Annotated in this window: 17 protein-coding genes and 2 pseudogenes; 10 read left to right on the top strand and 9 right to left on the bottom strand. The window is 65.4% G+C overall.

What is annotated here, in order from left to right; all coding sequences use genetic code 11:
- Window positions 1–587: pseudogene (locus AB4Y42_RS32745) on the top strand (urocanate hydratase); the annotation flags it as partial.
- A 53-nt stretch (window positions 588–640) separates the two neighbouring features.
- On the opposite strand, the gene AB4Y42_RS32740 reads toward AB4Y42_RS32745, so the two are convergent.
- Window positions 641–1,318, bottom strand: coding sequence for a helix-turn-helix domain-containing protein (locus AB4Y42_RS32740; RefSeq protein ID WP_368690032.1), 678 nt, complete (start codon window positions 1,316–1,318; stop codon window positions 641–643).
- A 102-nt stretch (window positions 1,319–1,420) separates the two neighbouring features.
- Here AB4Y42_RS32740 and AB4Y42_RS32735 point away from each other — a divergent pair, with 102 nt between their 5' ends.
- The 4 genes from AB4Y42_RS32735 to AB4Y42_RS32720 are packed head-to-tail and all read left to right on the top strand — an operon-like array spanning window position 1,421 to window position 5,876.
- Window positions 1,421–2,707, top strand: coding sequence for an MFS transporter (locus tag AB4Y42_RS32735; RefSeq protein ID WP_368696486.1), 1,287 nt, complete (start codon window positions 1,421–1,423; stop codon window positions 2,705–2,707).
- Window positions 2,708–2,733: 26 nt separating this feature from the next.
- Entirely contained in the window at window positions 2,734–4,260 is a 1,527-nt protein-coding gene (locus AB4Y42_RS32730; RefSeq protein WP_368696485.1) for an amidase, read from the top strand.
- Between the two features lie 2 nt (window positions 4,261–4,262).
- Window positions 4,263–4,616: a RidA family protein gene (locus AB4Y42_RS32725; RefSeq protein ID WP_368690035.1), complete on the top strand. Its 354-nt coding sequence runs from the start codon at window positions 4,263–4,265 to the stop codon at window positions 4,614–4,616.
- Window positions 4,617–4,643: 27 nt separating this feature from the next.
- Window positions 4,644–5,876 carry an NAD(P)/FAD-dependent oxidoreductase gene (locus AB4Y42_RS32720; RefSeq protein WP_368696484.1) on the top strand — a complete coding sequence of 411 codons (1,233 nt, stop codon included), beginning with the start codon at window positions 4,644–4,646 and terminating at the stop codon, window positions 5,874–5,876.
- A 26-nt stretch (window positions 5,877–5,902) separates the two neighbouring features.
- Here AB4Y42_RS32720 and AB4Y42_RS32715 read toward each other — a convergent pair whose 3' ends face one another.
- From AB4Y42_RS32715 to AB4Y42_RS32695, 5 genes are all read right to left on the bottom strand, one after another.
- Window positions 5,903–6,694 (bottom strand): MipA/OmpV family protein, encoded by a 792-nt coding sequence (locus AB4Y42_RS32715; protein ID WP_368696483.1) that lies wholly within the window; start codon window positions 6,692–6,694, stop codon window positions 5,903–5,905.
- Window positions 6,691–7,596, bottom strand: coding sequence for an alpha/beta fold hydrolase (locus tag AB4Y42_RS32710; RefSeq protein ID WP_342923163.1), 906 nt, complete (start codon window positions 7,594–7,596; stop codon window positions 6,691–6,693). Before AB4Y42_RS32710 ends, AB4Y42_RS32715 begins: the two co-directional genes overlap by 4 nt.
- Window positions 7,597–7,612: 16 nt before the next feature.
- The gene (locus AB4Y42_RS32705) at window positions 7,613–8,389 is read right to left on the bottom strand and encodes a DUF4118 domain-containing protein (protein WP_368690038.1); all 777 of its coding nucleotides are present in this window, start codon (window positions 8,387–8,389) and stop codon (window positions 7,613–7,615) included.
- A gap of 245 nt (window positions 8,390–8,634) precedes the next feature.
- A complete protein-coding gene (locus AB4Y42_RS32700) occupies window positions 8,635–9,969 on the bottom strand; it encodes an AAA-associated domain-containing protein (RefSeq protein ID WP_368690039.1) in 1,335 nt (444 codons plus the stop codon).
- A gap of 170 nt (window positions 9,970–10,139) precedes the next feature.
- A complete protein-coding gene (locus AB4Y42_RS32695; protein ID WP_368690040.1) occupies window positions 10,140–10,280 on the bottom strand; it encodes a hypothetical protein in 141 nt (46 codons plus the stop codon).
- Window positions 10,281–11,185: 905 nt separating this feature from the next.
- On the opposite strand from AB4Y42_RS32695, the gene AB4Y42_RS32690 reads away from it, so the two are divergent.
- The 4 genes from AB4Y42_RS32690 to AB4Y42_RS32675 all read left to right on the top strand — a co-directional run bounded on the left by AB4Y42_RS32690 (window position 11,186) and on the right by AB4Y42_RS32675 (window position 14,212).
- A complete protein-coding gene (locus tag AB4Y42_RS32690) occupies window positions 11,186–11,554 on the top strand; it encodes a hypothetical protein (RefSeq protein ID WP_368696482.1) in 369 nt (122 codons plus the stop codon).
- A gap of 98 nt (window positions 11,555–11,652) precedes the next feature.
- Window positions 11,653–13,134: a carbohydrate porin gene (locus tag AB4Y42_RS32685; protein WP_368696481.1), complete on the top strand. Its 1,482-nt coding sequence runs from the start codon at window positions 11,653–11,655 to the stop codon at window positions 13,132–13,134.
- A 202-nt stretch (window positions 13,135–13,336) separates the two neighbouring features.
- Complete coding sequence (locus AB4Y42_RS32680; RefSeq protein ID WP_368696480.1) at window positions 13,337–13,852, top strand: hypothetical protein; 516 nt, start codon at window positions 13,337–13,339, stop codon at window positions 13,850–13,852.
- 162 nt (window positions 13,853–14,014) lie between these two features.
- Entirely contained in the window at window positions 14,015–14,212 is a 198-nt protein-coding gene (locus AB4Y42_RS32675; protein ID WP_368690044.1) for a hypothetical protein, read from the top strand.
- Between the two features lie 7 nt (window positions 14,213–14,219).
- On the opposite strand, the gene AB4Y42_RS32670 is transcribed toward AB4Y42_RS32675, so the two are convergent.
- Together AB4Y42_RS32670 and AB4Y42_RS32665 are read right to left on the bottom strand one after the other, a co-directional pair.
- The gene (locus tag AB4Y42_RS32670; protein WP_368696479.1) at window positions 14,220–15,233 is read right to left on the bottom strand and encodes a hypothetical protein; all 1,014 of its coding nucleotides are present in this window, start codon (window positions 15,231–15,233) and stop codon (window positions 14,220–14,222) included.
- Window positions 15,234–15,336: 103 nt separating this feature from the next.
- Window positions 15,337–16,215, bottom strand: a pseudogene (locus AB4Y42_RS32665) (LysR substrate-binding domain-containing protein).
- Between the two features lie 286 nt (window positions 16,216–16,501).
- Between AB4Y42_RS32665 and AB4Y42_RS32660 the strand changes: the two are divergent.
- Entirely contained in the window at window positions 16,502–16,744 is a 243-nt protein-coding gene (locus tag AB4Y42_RS32660) for a hypothetical protein (protein ID WP_368696478.1), read from the top strand.
- Window positions 16,745–16,792: 48 nt separating this feature from the next.
- Here the strand turns inward: AB4Y42_RS32660 and AB4Y42_RS32655 are convergent, their stop codons facing one another.
- Window positions 16,793–17,611: a sulfotransferase gene (locus AB4Y42_RS32655; RefSeq protein ID WP_368696477.1), complete on the bottom strand. Its 819-nt coding sequence runs from the start codon at window positions 17,609–17,611 to the stop codon at window positions 16,793–16,795.
- Window positions 17,612–17,690 lie beyond the last annotated feature (79 nt).

The raw sequence follows: 17,690 nt of genomic DNA, 5'->3' as shown, positions 1-17,690 counted from the left end.
GGGTGGCGCTCTCGGGCGACCCCGAGGACATCTACAAGACCGATGCCAAGCTCAAGGAGCTGATCCCGGACGATCCGCACCTGCACAACTGGCTCGACATGGCGCGCGAGCGCATCGCGTTCCAGGGGTTGCCGGCGCGTATCTGCTGGGTGGGCGTGAAGGATCGCTACCGTCTGGGCCAGGCGTTCAACGAAATGGTCAGGAACGGCGAGCTGAAGGCGCCCATCGTGATCGGCCGCGACCACCTCGACACCGGCTCGGTGGCGAGCCCGAACCGCGAAACGGAATCGATGAAGGACGGCTCGGACGCGGTGAGCGACTGGCCGCTGCTCAATGCGCTGCTGAACACGGCGGGCGGCGCGTCGTGGGTGTCGCTGCACCACGGCGGCGGCGTGGGCATGGGCTTCTCGCAGCACTCGGGCGTGGTGATCGTGGCGGACGGCACGCAGTCGGCGCACGAGCGTCTGGGCCGCGTGCTGCTCAACGACCCGGCCACGGGCGTGATGCGCCACGCGGACGCCGGCTACGAACTCGCGCAGCAGACGGCGCGCGAGGCGGGTCTCAAGCTGCCGATGCTCGGCCGATGAGCGGCGTGACGCCGCCGTTCAAACGCGGCGGCGTCACACTTGCGAGCGCCAGCTCAGAGCGTTTCGGGCAGCCGGTGTGAGTCGTTGTCGACGCAACAAACCAGCACCTCGGCATCCTCGGCACCCGTGCTGAGATAGACGTGCCCCACGGCGCTGTCGAAGTAGAGACTGTCGCCGGGCGACAGCTTGAAGACCGTGCCGTTTTCAAAATGCAGTTCCAGCTCGCCGCGCAGCAGGAACAGAAACTCCTCGCCGCTGTGGCGGATGTAATCGGGAAACGCGTCCATCGTGCGCGCGTGGATGCGTCCGCGCATCGGCACCATGCGCTTGCCCGTGAGATCGTTGGCGATCATGCCGTACTCGTAGTTCGGCGTATCGTAGATCATCTGTTTGCCCGCGCGCGTGAGCGACGGCTTCATCGGGCCGGCCGCCTTGCGCTTCCTGCGCCCGAAGATCGTGTCGAAGTCCACGTTGAGCGCGTGCGCGAGCGCCGCGAACTTGTCATAGGTGAGCGCAATGTCGCCGCGTTCGGCCTTCGAAATCGTCGAGACGGCGATGCCCGACAACTCCGATAGCTGCATCAACGTCAACTCGCGCGCCTTGCGCGCCTCGCGCAGACGCGCGCCAACGGCCGCGTGATCGATTTCCGTTGCCGCCTGCCCGGTTGCTTTCCCGGTTGCATGCTCAGTTGCGTGCTCAGTTGCGTGATTACGTGCTGCGCTTTTTGCCATGGAAGGGAGGGTTCCCGGTTACGGGTTTTGTCGTATACGAGAAATGATTTTTTCTCGTATATGATAACTCGCATCTCGACTCCCTTTTGAAGGAGCAGCGTCGTGGCCTCAATCGCACTGGGAAAAACGGGTCTTTCGAAGGGCCAGGTCATTGCCGCGACGACGCTGGGCACGGCGCTCGAGTACTACGACTTCACGATCTACAGCTTTTTCGCGATCCAGATCGGCAAGCTGTTCTTTCCATCTGCATCGTCGGTCAACCAGTTCCTGCTTTCCATCGGCCTGTTCGGCGTGGGCTTCGTGGTGCGTCCGCTCGGCGGCATCGTCATCGGCGCCTATGCGGACCGCGCCGGGCGCAAGCGCGCCATGGTGCTCACCATCATGCTGATGGCGCTGAGCTGCGCGCTGATCGCCTGTGCGCCGCCGTACGCGGTGGCGGGCATCGCCGCGCCGCTCATCGTGCTTGCGGCGCGCCTGATCCAGGGCTTCGCGGCGGGCGGCGAGTTCGGCCCCGGCACGACGCTGCTCGTGGAATATGCGAGCGACAACACGCGCGCGTTCTTCGCAAGCTGGAACTTCGCTGCGACGGCGCTGGGCCTCGCGCTTGGCGCGACGGTCGCCACGCTCGTGAACGTGCTGCTGCCCAAAGAGGCGGTCGACAGCTGGGGATGGCGCGTTCCGTTTCTCGTCGGCATCGTGGCGGCGCCCGTGGGCATGCTGATCCGCCGCCGCCTCGAAGAGACGCTGAGCGCCGCACCGGCGCACGGCGCACGCCGAAGCGGCGCGTTGAAGTCGGCGCTCACCACGCATCTGAAACTCACGATACTCGGCACTTTCGCCGAACTCGGCGGTTCGGTCTCCATCTACATCACAGCGTTTTTTCTGCCGAATCACGCTGTGCGCGTGTTGCATCTTTCGTCCACGGCGGCCGTCGCGTCGGGCGTGGTCAGCTCGCTGGTGCTGTTCATTGCCGCCCCGCTCGTGGGCAAGCTCGCCGACCGCTACACCCGCAAGCGCGTGCTCGTGATCTCGCGCGTCGTGCTGTTGCTGAGCGTCTACCCGGCGTTCGCCTGGCTTTCCGCTGCGCCTTCCATGGCGCTGCTCTGCGCGGTGTCCGCCTTCCTCTCCGTGTTCGTGGCGGGGCAGGTCGTGCCGGTGCTCGTGATGATCCCCGAGCTGTTCCCGCGCGAAGTGCGGGCCACCGGCATTGCGCTGACCTATGTCGTGAGCGCCTCGATCTTCGGCGGATTTTCGCCACTTGTGGCAAGCTGGATCGTCGCGCGCACCGGCAATCCGCTCGCGCCCGCCTGGTATGTGGCGGCTGCCAGCGCCATTTCGCTGATCCCGCTCGTCTGGCTGCGCGACCGTACCGGCGAGGCCATCGGCTGAACACCTTTTCATCAGGAAACCGAACGATGCTCGACAAGACCGAACTGGTCAGCCTGTCCGCCGTCGAACTGCGCCGCCTGATCGGCGCCAAAGCCATTTCGCCCGTCGAACTGCTCGACGCGTGCATCGAACGCATCGAAGCCGTGAATCCGGCCGTCAACGCGATTACGGCGACCTGTTTCGACGCTGCGCGCGAAGCGGCCAAAGCGGCCGAGCAGGCCGTCATGGACGGCAAGCCGCTCGGCCTGCTGCACGGCCTGCCGCTCGGCGTGAAAGATCTCGAAGACACGGCGGGCCTGCTCACGACCTACGGCTCGCCGATGTCCCGCGGCCACGTGCCTTCGCGCGACGTGGTGCTCGTGGAGCGCCTGCGCGCGGCGGGCGCGATTCTCGTGGCGAAGACCAACGTGCCGGAGCTAGGCGCGGGCGCGAATACGCGCAACCCCGTATGGGGTGCAACGGGCAATCCGTTCAACCCAGCGCTCAATGCCGGAGGCTCGTCGGGCGGCTCGGCGGCGGCGCTCGCGTGCGACATGCTGCCGGTTTGCACGGGTTCCGACACGGGCGGTTCGCTGCGCATTCCCGCCGCGAAGTGCGGGGTGGTGGGCTTCCGTCCGTCGCCGGGGCTCGTGCCGAATTCGCGCCGCCTGCTCGGCTGGACGCCGATCTCGGTGGTCGGGCCGATGGGGCGCGACGTCGCCGAAACGGCGCTGCAACTCGCGGCAACCGCGGGCGAATCGGCTGGCGATCCGCTGAGCTATGCCGTGGATGCCAACGCGTTCGCCTTGCCTGCGCACATGGATCCGTCGACGCTGCGCATCGGCTATACCGAAGACTTCGGCTGCTGCGACGTCGACCCGCAGATTCGCGCCGTGTTCCGCGCGCGCATGGCGGAACTCGAACGCATCGTCCATACGTGCGAGCCGGTGGCGTTCGATCTGGGCGACGTGCATCGCTGCTTCGACGTGATCCGCGCGGAGAGCTTCGTCGCGGGCCTGCATGCCGCCTATACGCGCGACCCGGGCGCGCTCGGTCCGAACACGCGCGCGAACTATGAAATGGGCGCGACGATGTCGCTCTCGGACAGCGCGTGGGCGCAAGCCGAGCAAACGCGCATCTACCAGCGCTTCCAGAGCGCGTTCGCGCGCTACGACGTGATCGTTTCGCCCACCACGCCGGTGACGCCGTTCCCGTGGACCGAGCTTTATGCCGCGCAGATCGACGGCCGCGCGCAGGAGAATTACTACCGCTGGCTCGCCCTCACGTACGTCGTTACGCTCACCACGCATCCGGCGCTCGCGCTGCCGTGCGGCATCGATCACGCGGGCATGCCGTTCGGACTCCAGATCGTGGGCCCGTTTCGCGGAGACATGAAAACGCTCGCCGTCTCGCAGGCGCTGGAAACGGCGTTTTCGGCGTATCCTCATCTGCGTCGTCCGCGCCCCGATCTCGCGCGCCTGACGCAAGCCAATCCGGCGCTGACGTCCATCGTCACGGCCCCTCCCGTATACAACCCGGCCGGCAGCGACGCTGCCGGTCTTTCGGCGGTGTGAACATGAGCAACGACATCCAAAGACTGCAAACCAACGCGCGCATGAGCCAGGTGGTGATCGCCAATGGCGTGGTGTATCTCTCGGGCCAGGTGCCCGATACCGCAGGCGCGACGATCGACGTCCAGGCTACCGAAATCCTCACGCGTATCGACAAGCTGCTCGCATCGGCGGGCGTGGACAAAACGCGCGTGCTGACCGCGAACGTGTGGCTCAGCGACCCGAAGCATTTCGACGCGTTCAATGCCGTATGGGACGCCTGGGTTGCGCAAGGGCACGCGCCCACGCGCGCCTGTGTGCAGGCCTTGCTGATGCGCCCGGGCCTCGACGTCGAAGTGGCCGTCACCGCGCTCGCCTGAGTGCCTTCGAGCCAGGAACATCGCGTGATGAAATTCGATTCGGTCGTGCTTGGCGGCGGTATCGTCGGCGTCTCGGTGGCTTTGCAGTTGCAGCGGCGCGGCCTCTCGGTCGCGCTCGTGGACCGCAGGGCGCCGGGCAATGAAACATCGCACGGCAACGGGGGATTGATCCAGCGCGAGGGCGTCTACCCTTATGCGTTTCCACGCGAGCTTTCAACGCTGCTGCGCTACGCGCGCAACCGCTCGACGGACGTGCGCTATCACCCTGGGGCGATGCCGAAGCTGCTGCCTTTTCTCTATCGCTACTGGCACCATTCGCGCGCCGACCGGCACGCCGAGATCGCGCGCGCGTATTCCACGCTCATCGAGCATTGCGTGATCGAGCATCGCGCGCTGATCGAGGCGGCGGGCGCACAGGCGCTGTTACGCACCAATGGCTGGATGAAGGTGTTTCGCAGCGCCGCCGCCATGGACGCCACGGTGGCCGAGGCACAGCGCTGGCAGCGCGAGTACGGCGTGGGCCACGAGGCGCTGGATGCCGCGGCGCTGCGCGACGCCGAGCCCGCGCTCAGTCACACGCTGGTGGGCGGCGTGCGCTACACCGATTCCGATTCGGTTAGCGATCCGAATGGATTGGTAACGGCCTACTCGAAGCTCTTCGAGCAGCTAGGCGGCCGCGTGATGATCGGCGATGCCGCGACGCTCGAACCGTCGTGGCGCGTCATGACACAGGATGGCCCCGTGCTGGCGAAGTCGGCAGTCATCGCCATGGGGCCGTGGTCGGGCGATCTCACGGCGCGGCTCGGTTACGCGTTGCCGCTCGCCGTGAAACGCGGCTATCACATGCATTACGCAGTTACGAATGGCGCGAAGCTGAATCAACCGGTACTCGACGCCGAAGCGGGTTTCCTGATTACACCGATGGTGCGCGGCACGCGTCTCACGACCGGCGTCGAACTCGGCTTGCGCGATGCGCCAAAGACGCCCGTTCAGCTCGAAGCCGTGGAGCCGCTCGCGCGCGAAATCTTCGCGCTTGGCGCGCGGCTCGATGCCGAGCCGTGGCTGGGCCGTCGCCCCTGCACGCCCGACATGATGCCGATCATCGGGCCTGCGCCGAAGCACGACGACCTCTGGTTCGCTTTCGGCCACGCGCACCACGGTCTCACGCTCGGCCCGGTGACGGGGCGCCTGATCGCGGAAATGATGACGGGCGCGCCGACGGTGGTGGATCCCCGGCCATTTCGCGCCGATCGGTTTTGACGGCGCGCGCACCGGCGCACGCGTGGTCAGAACCGGTAATTGAGCCCCGCGAACGCCGTGATCTCGCGGCGGCTCTCGGTGATCGGGCTGTCGGCGGCGTAATGCTGAAGGCGCCCGAACGTCGCGTTCACCGAACCGACCCAGTGCTTCGAGAAGTCATGCGTCATGTAGAACGTCATGTGCAGGTCGCGAATGCCCGCGCCCGGCGCATAGGCCGGCAAGCCGGATGCCGCACTCTCGTCCGGCGTCACGCCAAATAGCGTGCGCGTGTAGACGCCGTTGGCCCACGTGAGCCCCGGACCCACCGAAAACAGCCACCCCGTCAGCGGCAGCGACACATAGAGGTCCGCCGTTGCCGTCGTACCTTGCCCGTGGCCGCTGATGTCCTGATACATGGCAACGGCGCCCGTGAACGCCCACGCCGTGTAATCGGCGAAAAGGCGCAGCTTGGGGCCGTCATCGACATTGCTCAGGCCGTGCAGATGCGGGTCGTCCGACACGGTACGCGACTGGAAGTCGAAGCTCAGCGAAGCGCCCACATGGTAGTTCTCCGCGGAAATCACGTTCACGCCCAGCACGTCCGGCCCTTGCGAGAAGATGCGGTCGCGGTACGAGATATCGAGCGACGGGAACGGATAGACCTTCATGTGGCGCGCGCCCGGATACTCGGGCGCGAAATAGGCGCCCGGACCGATCGAGACTTTCCACGGCGAGTCGGTTGTCGCGGTGCTGGACGTATCGGTGTCGGCCCACGCGTGCGAGGCGAGGGTCAGCGCGGCGACGCACGCCAGCCCTTTGATTGCTACGGATGGCTTCACGTATTTTTCCTTCCCACTGCCGCCAGTTGGCGCAGGCGCCGGGCGAGCGCCTTGGAGACGACCGGCGCGTCCTTCGCGCCGCGCGCGACTTCGCTCTCGCGCAGGAACAGGGCCGTTTCGCGCGCAACGATCTCGCGTTCGTTGTCCGAGGTGATCATGTGATACGAATCGTCGAGCCAGAGCGTGCGCAGGAAGTTCGAGCCGATGCGGTCGATCACGTGGCGCGGGTTGCGCGGGCTCGACGTTTCGTCGTCGATCGCGTGGATCACGAGTGTGTCGTTCTCGATCGCGGCGACATCCTTGCGGGCCGCGCGCGCGAGGCGCAGCGCCTGATGCAGCGCGGGCAGCGCAATCGTCGAGGGGCCGACCTCGCTGAAGTCGCTGCGCTGCATGGCGCGCGCGATCTTCTTGCGCAGCGCTTCGTTGCGCACGCCGAACGGTTCGGCCTCGCGATAGCGGTAGCGGTGGCGCAGCGGCGTGAAGTATGCCCAGTCGAGCAGGAAGCGATACCACGGGATCGCCCAGCCGTCGTAGGCGAGCGTGAGCGAGAGCAGCACGAGCGACTGCGCGGCGGGCCGCTCGCGAATCAGACGTAGCGCGAGTGCGCCGCCGATCGACAGCCCGCAGATCGAGACGCGCTCGTAGCGCGCCGCCAGGGCGTCGAACTCGCGCGCGGCGTTTTCGACCCATTGTTCCATCGGCAACTGGCCGGTGCCGGCGCTATAACCGTCGATGACGGGCGCGCATACCGTGAACCCTTCGCCTTGCAGATAGCGCGCGAGATAGCGCAGCTCGATCGGCGAGCTGGAGAGTCCGTGAAGCATGAGCACGGCGTGGCCGTCGCCTTCGCAGAAGAAGCGCGTGGATTGCACGGCTGGCGCTTCGGCAGCGGCCAGTTCCATGTCGAGCGTCGCCATGTCAGCTCTCCGTGCGCAGCACGAGAAAATCGCCTGCGTGAGTGGTGAAGCGTTCGCAGTTGCAATTGACGTGCCGGTACTCGCGCTTGTGCTGCTCGCTTCGCAGGCGCACGCGATGATGGCCCGGCGACAGGGCGTGCGTGAGGCGCTGCACGTCGTCGGGGTGCAGGGCGTCGAAGAGCGGGCCAGGTGCGACTTCGGCGGCGGCCGGCAGCGCTTGCGACATGCTCTGTCCCACGCTCGCGCGCTGGGCGGCATTGCGCTCGAGCCCCTTGATGAGGATGAAGCCTTCGTGATGCTGCGCGAGATGCCGCAGCAGGCGGTGCGTTTCGTCGACGGCGCGGCGCGCCAGCGCGCGTTCGTTGTCGTGACGCAGCAGCATTTCGTAGCGGGACTGGGCGACCGACGTAATCAACTGCGCGCGAAACTGCTCGCGCCGCAGACGCTCGATCAGCGTGATCACGATGATCGTGACGAGCGGGTACGACACCATCAGGATCACATCGCGGGTGTCGAGGAACGTAATGTAATTGTAGGGAGGCACGAACATATAGTCCGCAATGGCCAGACCCAGCACCATCACGGTCAGCGCAGGCGCGAGGCCGAGGAAGTATTCGACCAGCGAAGCGGCAATACAGAACGTCGTGCCCGGCATCATCGGGCCGAGCAGGGGGTGCAGTGCGAAGCGGATGGCGCTCGCGAGCACGAGCGCGCCAGCGGCAATGCACCATCGGCGCGGGCCTCTTGGCGCCCAGAGGCGGGCGTTACGGACTTTCATGGTTTCCCGGGTCGCCCGCCGCGTGACGGGCCGTCGCGCGCGTATTGCGCATGGGCAATCGCTGACGCTTTAGTTGTAAGCAGTGAAAGGAATTCGACAGGAACGGCGAGAAGCGGCCGCGGTGACCGACCCGTCACCGTCAGCGCTCTGACGAATTTTTGTGTGTGTCGAATATTACCACTGTTTACAAACGTCGGACCAGGCGAAACGAGGCCGCCGAGGGAAACCGTCGCGGGATTCAGACGTCAGGATTCGACGTCGGCGAGGCTGAATATTCCGGTCTTGTCGTTATACGAAAAGATCTCGGCGTAGCGGCCCCAGGCGATCACGGCGTCGAGCGTTTCCTGCGCGGCGTCGTCGGCCAGCAGGTCCTCCAGTTCCTGCTCGAAGCGCACGCGCGGGGCGCGATGTCCGGGGCGCTCGTTGAGCACCGTGCTGATCCGCGCGGCCAGCGGCACGTTGCGCAGCAGATGTTCGGCGAACATCAGCTTGCGCTCCTGCGTATTGAATTCGTTGAAGGTCTTGCCCGCGTGCGTGAGCACCACGTCGCCTTCGCTGACCTCCGCAAAGCCCAGGTGCTGGAGCATTTCCGCGACCGGGAAGAGCTCGTTGACTTCCAGTTGCAGCGTGCGTGCGATTTCCGGCATATCCGCGCGGCCGTGGTAGGGCGCGGCGGCCAGCGTTTCGATCAGGCCCGCCATCAGGTTGACCGACACGCCCGGCAGCGCGCTGCCCGGCTCGAGTTCGGGTTTGGCCGGCGCGCCCGCCTGGCGCGCGGTCATCTTCGCGTAGATGTCGTCGACGAGCGCGCGGAACGCCGGGTCGAGACGATTGCGCGGGTGCTTGAACGCCACCGGAATTTCGGCCACCACGCGGCCCGGGTTCGACGACAACACGAGAATGCGGTCGCACATGAATACGGCTTCCTCGATATTGTGCGTGACGATCAGCACCGACTTGATCGGCAGGCGGCCTTGCGTCCACAGGTCGAGCAGGTCGGTGCGCAGCGTTTCGGCCGTGAGCACGTCGAGCGCGGAAAAGGGCTCGTCCATCAGCATCAGCGTGGGGTCGACCACGAGCGCGCGCGCAAAGCCCACGCGCTGGCGCATGCCGCCCGAAAGCTCGCGCGGATAGGCGTTTTCGAAGCCGTCCAGACCGATCAGGTCGATGGCGGCGAGCGCGCGCTTGCGCCGCTCGTGCGGGCCGACGCCGATCGCCTCCAGGCCGGCCTCGACATTTTCCAGCACGGTGAGCCACGGGAACAGCGCGAAGGTCTGGAACACCATCGCGACGCCTTCGGCCGGACCGCGCAGCGGCTTGCCGAGATAGTTCACGTCGCCGCTGGTGGGCGGAATCAGGCCCGCGATGATGCGCAGCAGCGTGGACTTGCCGGAGCCCGAGCGGCCCAGCAAGCCGACGATCTCGCCTTCACGCAGCGTGACGTCCACGTCGTCGAGCACCAGCTGCTCGCTCGGGTTCTTGCCGAAGCCGCGGCACACGTGCTGGACGCACATCACTTCCTGGCCGGTGCGGGACCGCGTCTGCAGCACGTCGGGAGTGATCGGTTTGAGGTTTTGCATGGGATTGATACTCAATCAAGGCGAAGACGGAACTCGGCATGCGCGTGCAACAGCCGGTTCAAGGCGAAACGAAAAGCGCGCGAAAGGGAATGGTCAACTCACGGTCACGCTCAGGGAACTCATCGCTTTTCCAACGATGGCGAATCTTCGTGACCGGAGTTTGGCAGAACTTAGGAAAGCCGGGACTTGATGCGGCGCCACAAGTCTTTCCATGGGTGGCGGCGGGCAGGTTCGAGCGACAGCAGCGCTTCATAGTGCGCGCGCGCCTCGTTGACGTGAGGCAGATGCGACAAAAGCAGACCGAAAATCATGATGTTTCTCCGGACGTCTGGCGTGTTTGGGCGAGTGCAAAGCCCGCAGACGTTCGGTCGCCGCGCAGTCGGCGCGGTCGCAGGGGTCTACGTGCTTTCCTCGGACGAGTTCAAAGGCAAGCGGTAAGGGCAACTGTCACTGTCGGGCATTTCGGCTCCTGTTCATGCCGGGCGCAGGCCAGCCGGGGGCAGGCGTACGGCGGCCGCGGGCGCAAGCGCTCGCGAGGTTATGCCAGTGCGTACGCGAGCGAAGGCCGCTTCGGCGTGGCGCATGGTTTGGGGTGCACGAGGGAAGACTGCTACGGCGCGCACCGTCTGCCTGCTGGCAGGACGGCGGCTCGGGAAGGGGAGCGGATGTCCTGCCGGTCAGGCAGCGAAACTGTTCGAAGATCGACTACTGCTACTGTCCAAGGCATCGGCCCCATTGAGAAGACGGGCGAATTCTAGTCTCGGTAAAAACACCAAGTCAACCCAAATTGCTAAGCAGAGCAGAGATTCAATTCTGAAGGTTGGAGAAACGCGATTGAAAGGAATCGGAGTCTGCGGGACTGTTGCTGGCTGATCTCGTCTTTATGCTTTTTTTACTTGCATTTTTGTCTGCGTGCCCAATACAATCCGCCCCGTCATAGCAAAGGAGTCCTCCGTGGACGCATGTTCTAGTAGTGGAAGTCCGATGCCGGCCAGCGCCGGCAGCACCACCGCGAGATAGTCGCCGCAGGTTCACTCCTTCGCCGCTAACTCGCTTACGCCGGGTTAGCGCGCTTCGTTACTGACTGGTCTCAGTCGCTTTGCGACCAGTCTGCCAGCAGCACGCTCCCTCTTGTCGATTGCCATTTGCAAGCTTGCTTGCAGGAATGGCTGCGCATTCGCATTTCGTCCGCTTTTTAAGCGGTCAACGCGGAGGGATGATGTTCGTCTTTCTCTTTCCTGTCTTTCAGCTGCGCGCGTTGCGGGCTATCTGCCGTCGCGCACGAATGCTCGTGGCTGCAGCGGCGCTTGCCTGCCTGCACGGCTTCGCATTCGCGGCTGCGGTTCGCGCCACGCCTGCCGGCGTGCGCCTTCGTATGTTGCACGTTGCACGCCGTGCCGCCCACATGGCGGCGCGCGGCGCGCTGCGCACCGTTCACGCGGGACATCCGCTCACGCCCACGGGTTACGTGCTTCTCGGCGCGACCGTAGCGGCGGCCGCGCTGGTCTCGCTGCTGTGCGCATCCGCGACCGCGTGCACTTCCGAGCCGGAGCGTCCTTTATGGCCGCATTCGCGCTTCGCGTAGAAAACCTGCGCGCCGGACACAGTTTCATCAAGCTTCGCAGGCACGCTCTGCGTTGAATAGCGGACTTGTCCGCAACTTACCAAAGCCCCACAAATACTATGAAAAACATCCTCAAGAGCAGGCTGCTCGGTTCGGGCGCACCCATTACGCTGAGTGCGGTTCTCTCGCTGGGCGTCGTGCCCGCCGCCTTCGCACAGACCAGCGGCGAGAATGCACCCGCTCAACCGGCTTCGCCCGCTGCTCCTGCTTCGTCAACCGGTGCAGCGGATCAGCAACAAGCGCCCGCTGCCGATCAGAATGCAGCCGCGCCCACGGGCCTTTGGGAACGCTCGAACCTCTTTGGCGATATGGGCGGTTTGCGGCCCTGGCTCGCGCAGTACGGCTTGTCGTTCGGCCTGCAGGAAACCAGCGAGTACATGGGCAACGTGAGCGGCGGAACGAGTCGCGGCGGCGCCTATCAAGGTGTGACTGAGTTCAGCCTCGGCATGGACACGCAAAAAGCGTTCGGTTTGCCTGGCGGCATCTTCAATGTGTCCGGCTTCCAGATTCACGGCACGAGCCTGACTGCGCGCAACCTGCAAACGCTGCAGAACGCGAGCGGCATCGAGGCCGATGCCTCGACCCGCCTGTGGGAGTTGTGGTACCAGCAGACGCTGCCCGGCGGCAAGGTCGACGTGAAGGTCGGTCAGCAAAGCCTCGACCAGGAGTTCATGGTCAGCCAGTATGCGAATACGTTCATGAACGCGACGTTCGGCTGGTCGGTCCTGCCGTCCGTCGATCTGCCTGCGGGCGGCCCAGCGTATCCGCTTTCGTCGCTCGGCATGCGTGTGCGCGCCACGCCTACGGACGCGATCACGGTGCTCGGCGGCGTATTCGACGGCAACCCGGCGCCGGGCGATGGCGACCCGCAAAAGCTCAACGCGAGCGGCACGAATTTCAACCTGGGCAATGGCGCGCTGGTGATCGGCGAAATTCAGTATGCAATCAATCAGCCGCCCGCCAATAATTCGGATCCCAAACCAGGTGGGATGCCCGGCACCTACAAGCTTGGCTTCTGGTACAACAGCAACCGTTTCGCCGATCCGGCGACGGGCGTGACGGGCGTGGGTGGCCCGGTTAGCCATCGGGGCAACTACAGCATCTATGCCGTGGCGGACCAGATGGTCTGGCGTCCGAGCGCCGACAGTCCGCAGTCGGTGGGCGTGTTCGCGCGCGTGATGGGTGCGCCCGGCGACCGCAACCTGGTGGACCTAGGGGTCAACGCGGGCGTGACGCTCAAGGCGCCGTTCAAGGGACGCGACAACGACGTGGCCGGCCTGGCCGTCGGCTACGCGCACATCGGCTCGCACGCGCAGGACTATGCGAGCGCCCAGGCGGTCTCGACGCCCGGCTACCCGTCGCGCAGCGCCGAGACGGTTCTGGAAGCGACTTACCAGTATCAGATCGCGCCGTGGTGGCAATTGCAGGCGGACTTTCAGTACTTCTTCCGGCCGGCCGGCGGCATTCCAGATCCGCAGAACGCGTCGCGGCGTATTGGCGACGAGGCGGTGTTCGGCTTGCGCACGACGGTCGCATTCTGACGGGAGAATGCCGCTCCCGCCGCCGGATTGGCGGCGGCAGGAGCATGCAGGATGACGAAGCGTTGCGTGGTCTGCGTGAAGATATGAGCGAAAGGCGAGGGAAGATACCGATTGGTCGGACTTGTGATTGATCTAGACTCCAGGGGCGAGTGCTGCGCAGCTATTCGATGCGGCACCAGTTTCCAGACGCAGATTTCGTTCCATGAAGCATCCGATCCAGGGATGGCTTTTGGGTGTCGCTCTGCTGGCGCTTGCCAGCGTCTCGGCGGCCGAACCCGCCAAGTCGGCGCATACCCAGAAGCCTGTCCAGAAGCACGTTCAAAAGCACGTCCAGAAGGACGCGAGGGGCCACGCCCCGAAGCACGCCGTTGCGGCCGCATCCGCGCCGGCGGCGCCATCCGTCTCTTTGCCCGCCATCGCGAAGCGCTTCGAGTACCAGTCGCCGTTTGAAAGGCAGTACGACGCGCATCTGGCGACAACCACCGCTGCAACGCCTGGTATTCCGGACGATACCGACGCCATGCTCGATCCGGGCGCCAACGGGACGCGCACGCCGGGCGCCCAGGTCGACAGCAACGGGATCCCCAACCAGGCGCTCCACCCGCAAACGCCGCCGCTCGTGACGGTCGGCGACTGGGATCTCTCCGCCGATGCGCATCTTCCGCTATCGCGCTCGCATGACACGGGGGCGGCGATTAGCGCCCGGCATGGGTTCTAACGCGCGAGGCGAACATCCCCCGCCACCCACTTCCTTACCGCCGCGAGGGAATTGGTAAGGCATTGCGGTTGTGACACGTTGCTCCCGGGAATGCGAATGAGGCGAGTCAGTAAGCTGACAAGCTCAACTACCGCAAAAAAATCCTCCCCGGACCCACGCCCCATGTCACAACGACGCCCAACCCGTTCGCGCATCCTGGGTCAGCTCCTGCTCCCCGTGCTGCTCAGCTCGACGCTGATGCTGCAGGGCTGTGCGACGACCGCGGAAAATATTGCCCTGGGTTTTGGTATCGGCTCGGTCGGTACCATTTCGGCCCTGGGTTGCCTGCTCGCCTGCCAGATGAACGACGCGCGCTGGTAAGCGGCGCTCAGTAATACATCCAGCGCCCATACTGCGGCGACCAGTACACCCAGCGCGCCGGCGGTTGCTGGTACTGCGCGCCCCACGGTGCCGGCGGCGGGTAGTAAGCGGGACGGGGCTGAGCGTACACGGGCTGCTGCTGCGGGTATTGCTGCTGGGCGTATTGCTGCGCATACACCGGTTGCTGCTGCTGCGGATAGGCGGGTGGCTGCTGTGCGTAGGCCGGCCGCTGCTGCGCATACGCCGGCTGCTGCGCATAGCCATACGGCTGGGGCGGCGGCGCGTATTGCTGGGCCTGCGGCGGGACCTGTTGCTGGACTCGCGGCTGCGCCGGTTGGTAGTAGGGTTGGGCGTAACCCTGGCCTTGCGTCGAATAGATCTGCGCGGAGCGCGGCGGCTCCGGTTCGGCGACGGTTTCGTCGTTCGCCAGCGACTCCGGCGGCGCGACGTCGTCCTGCGCGGGCGGCGTGGCCGCCACAGCACGATGGTTCGCGCTCGCCTGCGCGTAGGCGTGCGGCTGAGGCTGCGGTTGCCGGGCGGCCGCAGCCGGCGCTGCGTTGGCGGCTTTCGCAACGGTGGCGTGCGCGTTCGCCTGCTCGGGAGCCGGCGCCGCTGCCGCGGCCGGAGCCGCGGCGGTGGCGTCCTGGACGTCTTGCGCCTCTTGAGTCTCTCCCGCGCTTTGTTCGCTTTGCGCGCCTTGCCCCTCCGCGAGCGGTTTGACCACGACCGGCACGGTCATGACCGTCGAGACCTCGCCCGCGTCGCTATACGTGTGTTTGATGTCGAGGATGGGTTTCTGCGCCGCCGCGCCGGCGGCCTTCTTCGCGGGCGCAGCGGCGGGAGCCACCGCCTGCGCCATCTCCTCCCTGGCTGCCTTGTAGCCCCGGTCATAGGCCGCCTGGACTTCGCGGTCCTGCGCCGCGGCGTCTTCTTCCTTGCTATACGCGTGTGACGCTGCCGATACTGCGCAGCCCGTTGCAAGCAATGCGATGGCCGTCGCGTGCCGTGCGGTCGTGTCCATGGAGGGACCTCTAATTCTGTTTTTCGATGACTTCATCGTACTACGCGGCTGATGACATTCAAGCGGCGGGAAACCCCCTGGGTATGCCGCCGAACGCAAACGCTCACCCCGGCGACGCTTGCGCCAGCAACCACTGCCGGAATGCCGCCAGGCGGCTCTGCTTGACGTCGGTCGTGCGGCACGAAGGGAAATGCGTCTCGCGTAAAAAGCGCGCGAAGCGGTCGGCGCCCACTTCCACCAGGTCGCCGCGCGCAAGCTCGCGCTCGGCGAGGCGCGTGCTTTCGAGCACGACGCCCAAGCCGTCGGCCGCCGCCGAAATCGCCAGCGCCGCGCGATCGAACGAGGGGCGCGGCCGGTCGGTCAACGGCAGGCCGTTCGCGGCGAACCAGTCGCGCCAGGTCACGCGGCTCAACGGGCTGTCGATCAGCGTGGCCTCCTGCATCAGCGCTTCCACAGAGCCTGCGATCGCCAGCAACGCGGGCGAGCACATCGGCACGAGCGGTTCGACGCCCAGCGCCACCGTCTCCACGCCCGGCCGCTCCAGCGCGCCGCCTTACGAAATCGCCACGTCGATTTCCTGGGCGCGCGTGAGGTCCAGCGGCTCCGGTCCGGTGGAAAGCCGCAGCGTGATGTTGGGGTGATGGCGCGCGAAGTCGGCGAGCCTGGGCCCGAGCCATTTCACGGCGAAGCTCGGCGCGCTGTACACGGCGAGCACCTGGGCCTGGGGCGCGAGCGAGACTTCGCTGCAGGCCGATTCGATGACGTCGAAGACGCGGCTCAGGCTGTCGAGCAGGCGCAGCGCCTCGGGGGTCGGATCGATTCGGCGATTGCGCCGGATGAAGAGCGGCCGCCCGAAGTACGCCTCGAGCTCCTTGACCTGATGGCTGATCGCCGACGGCGTGAGATGGAGTTCGCGTGCCGCGAGCGCGAAGCATTCGAGCGCACTTGCCAGAAAGGGCTGGGTTTTGGTGAGATATTTCATTTTGCTTTCGATCGTTGCTGCCGACGTTAGCTGCCCGAGTGGCTCGCATGGAGCATGCGGAGCGCGTCCTCCCCACCCCGACGCAACCAGTCGCCCATTTCGCAGATCGTCTTGAACGGTGAAATCAAAAAGCTGCGCCATTCTGCCGTCATTGAGTGCGCAGCTAAGCGTAGCGAGACGATGATCGAACGCGATCGTGGGCCGGATGGCGACTTCATAGGGCGCGTCTGCATCTTTTTTGGCAAACAGCCATGGAGCCGGTCGTCCGTTGTCAGGCATGCGGGTATTGGAGCAACTGGTTGTTGTGGCGACGTCGCTGGATCTCAGAAGCTCACTGAACCCCCTTCTCGCCGCTATCACCCACCACAGCGGCCCCGGCTTTCGCATCCCACTGCCACCCGCCTCCCAGATTCCTGATCAACGCCACGCTGCTCTGCATCAGCGGCGACTGCGTATCCTTCAAGCTCTGCTGCGCTATGGCATCGAGGTGGCCGATGAAAAGAACATCGAGGGCGGCGAAGGCGAGTAGGGGCATGCCACGCGAAACTGCACATGCCAGGCGCCGCTCGTGCGCAAGTTATCTGGATCCCGAAAGAGTTGCCGATGCCGAGTAGCCGAGTTGCGTCGCCGCCCTTTCTGCGAGCGCGAGGAGCGCGTTGTCCGTCGTTGGCGTAGGCGGCACGACGTAGAGATCGGCGATATCGGTCACCGGATCGCTGAACGGCGTCGGCGCACTGCGCTGGGCGTGCAGAAAATCGCGCATCGGCGCAGGGTCCGCGAGGTCCAGAAAGCGGCTGACGCTTGCTATCGTCGTGTCCGCATCCTCGATGAGATTGCGATAGCCGATCGTCAACGTCTGCTCCTTCGGGATTTCAGCGAAGAAGTCGATGATCTCGGTCACATACTGACCCCATACGCGCACGCCGTCGTTGACCGACCCAATCCAGTGCTTGCGCACCAGCGAATTGGCGACCCAGCCGGGATCGCGATGCAGATGGATGAAGCGCGCGTTGGGCAGCAACTCGTGGATGAGCCTCAGGCACGACCCGGAGCGCGGCAAGCGCTCGATTGCGCCGATGCGGCCGGAAAGAATCGTCGGATCGGCGTAAGGGGGATGCTTGTCGCCCCAGATCGGCGCCGACATGTCGAGTTCTTCACGATAGAAGCGCTCGACCCAGGCGCCGAGCGTGCGCCGGCTATAAGCGTTGAAGTGGTCGCGGCAGGCCGCGCCAAGAAGATCGGGGCGCTGGCTGCCCACCTCCAGCATGTCCTTGACCAGCGCGAAAACGCGACATTCGTTGGTCAGCTGGATGTGCGGGTGCGCATTGAGGACCGAGCAGAGAAACGTCGTTCCCGAGCGGGGTGCACCGACAATGAATAGCGGAAAAGAATGCATTCTGCCCTCGCCCCTGTTGCGTCCTGCGCCATGGCTTCGTTTGCACCGATCTTACCTGCCGACGCTGGCGCGAAACTGA

Source organism: Paraburkholderia sp. EG286B (assembly GCF_040965655.1).
Classification (GTDB): Bacteria; Pseudomonadota; Gammaproteobacteria; order Burkholderiales; family Burkholderiaceae; genus Paraburkholderia.
This window is presented reverse-complemented; position numbering and strand designations above follow the sequence as displayed.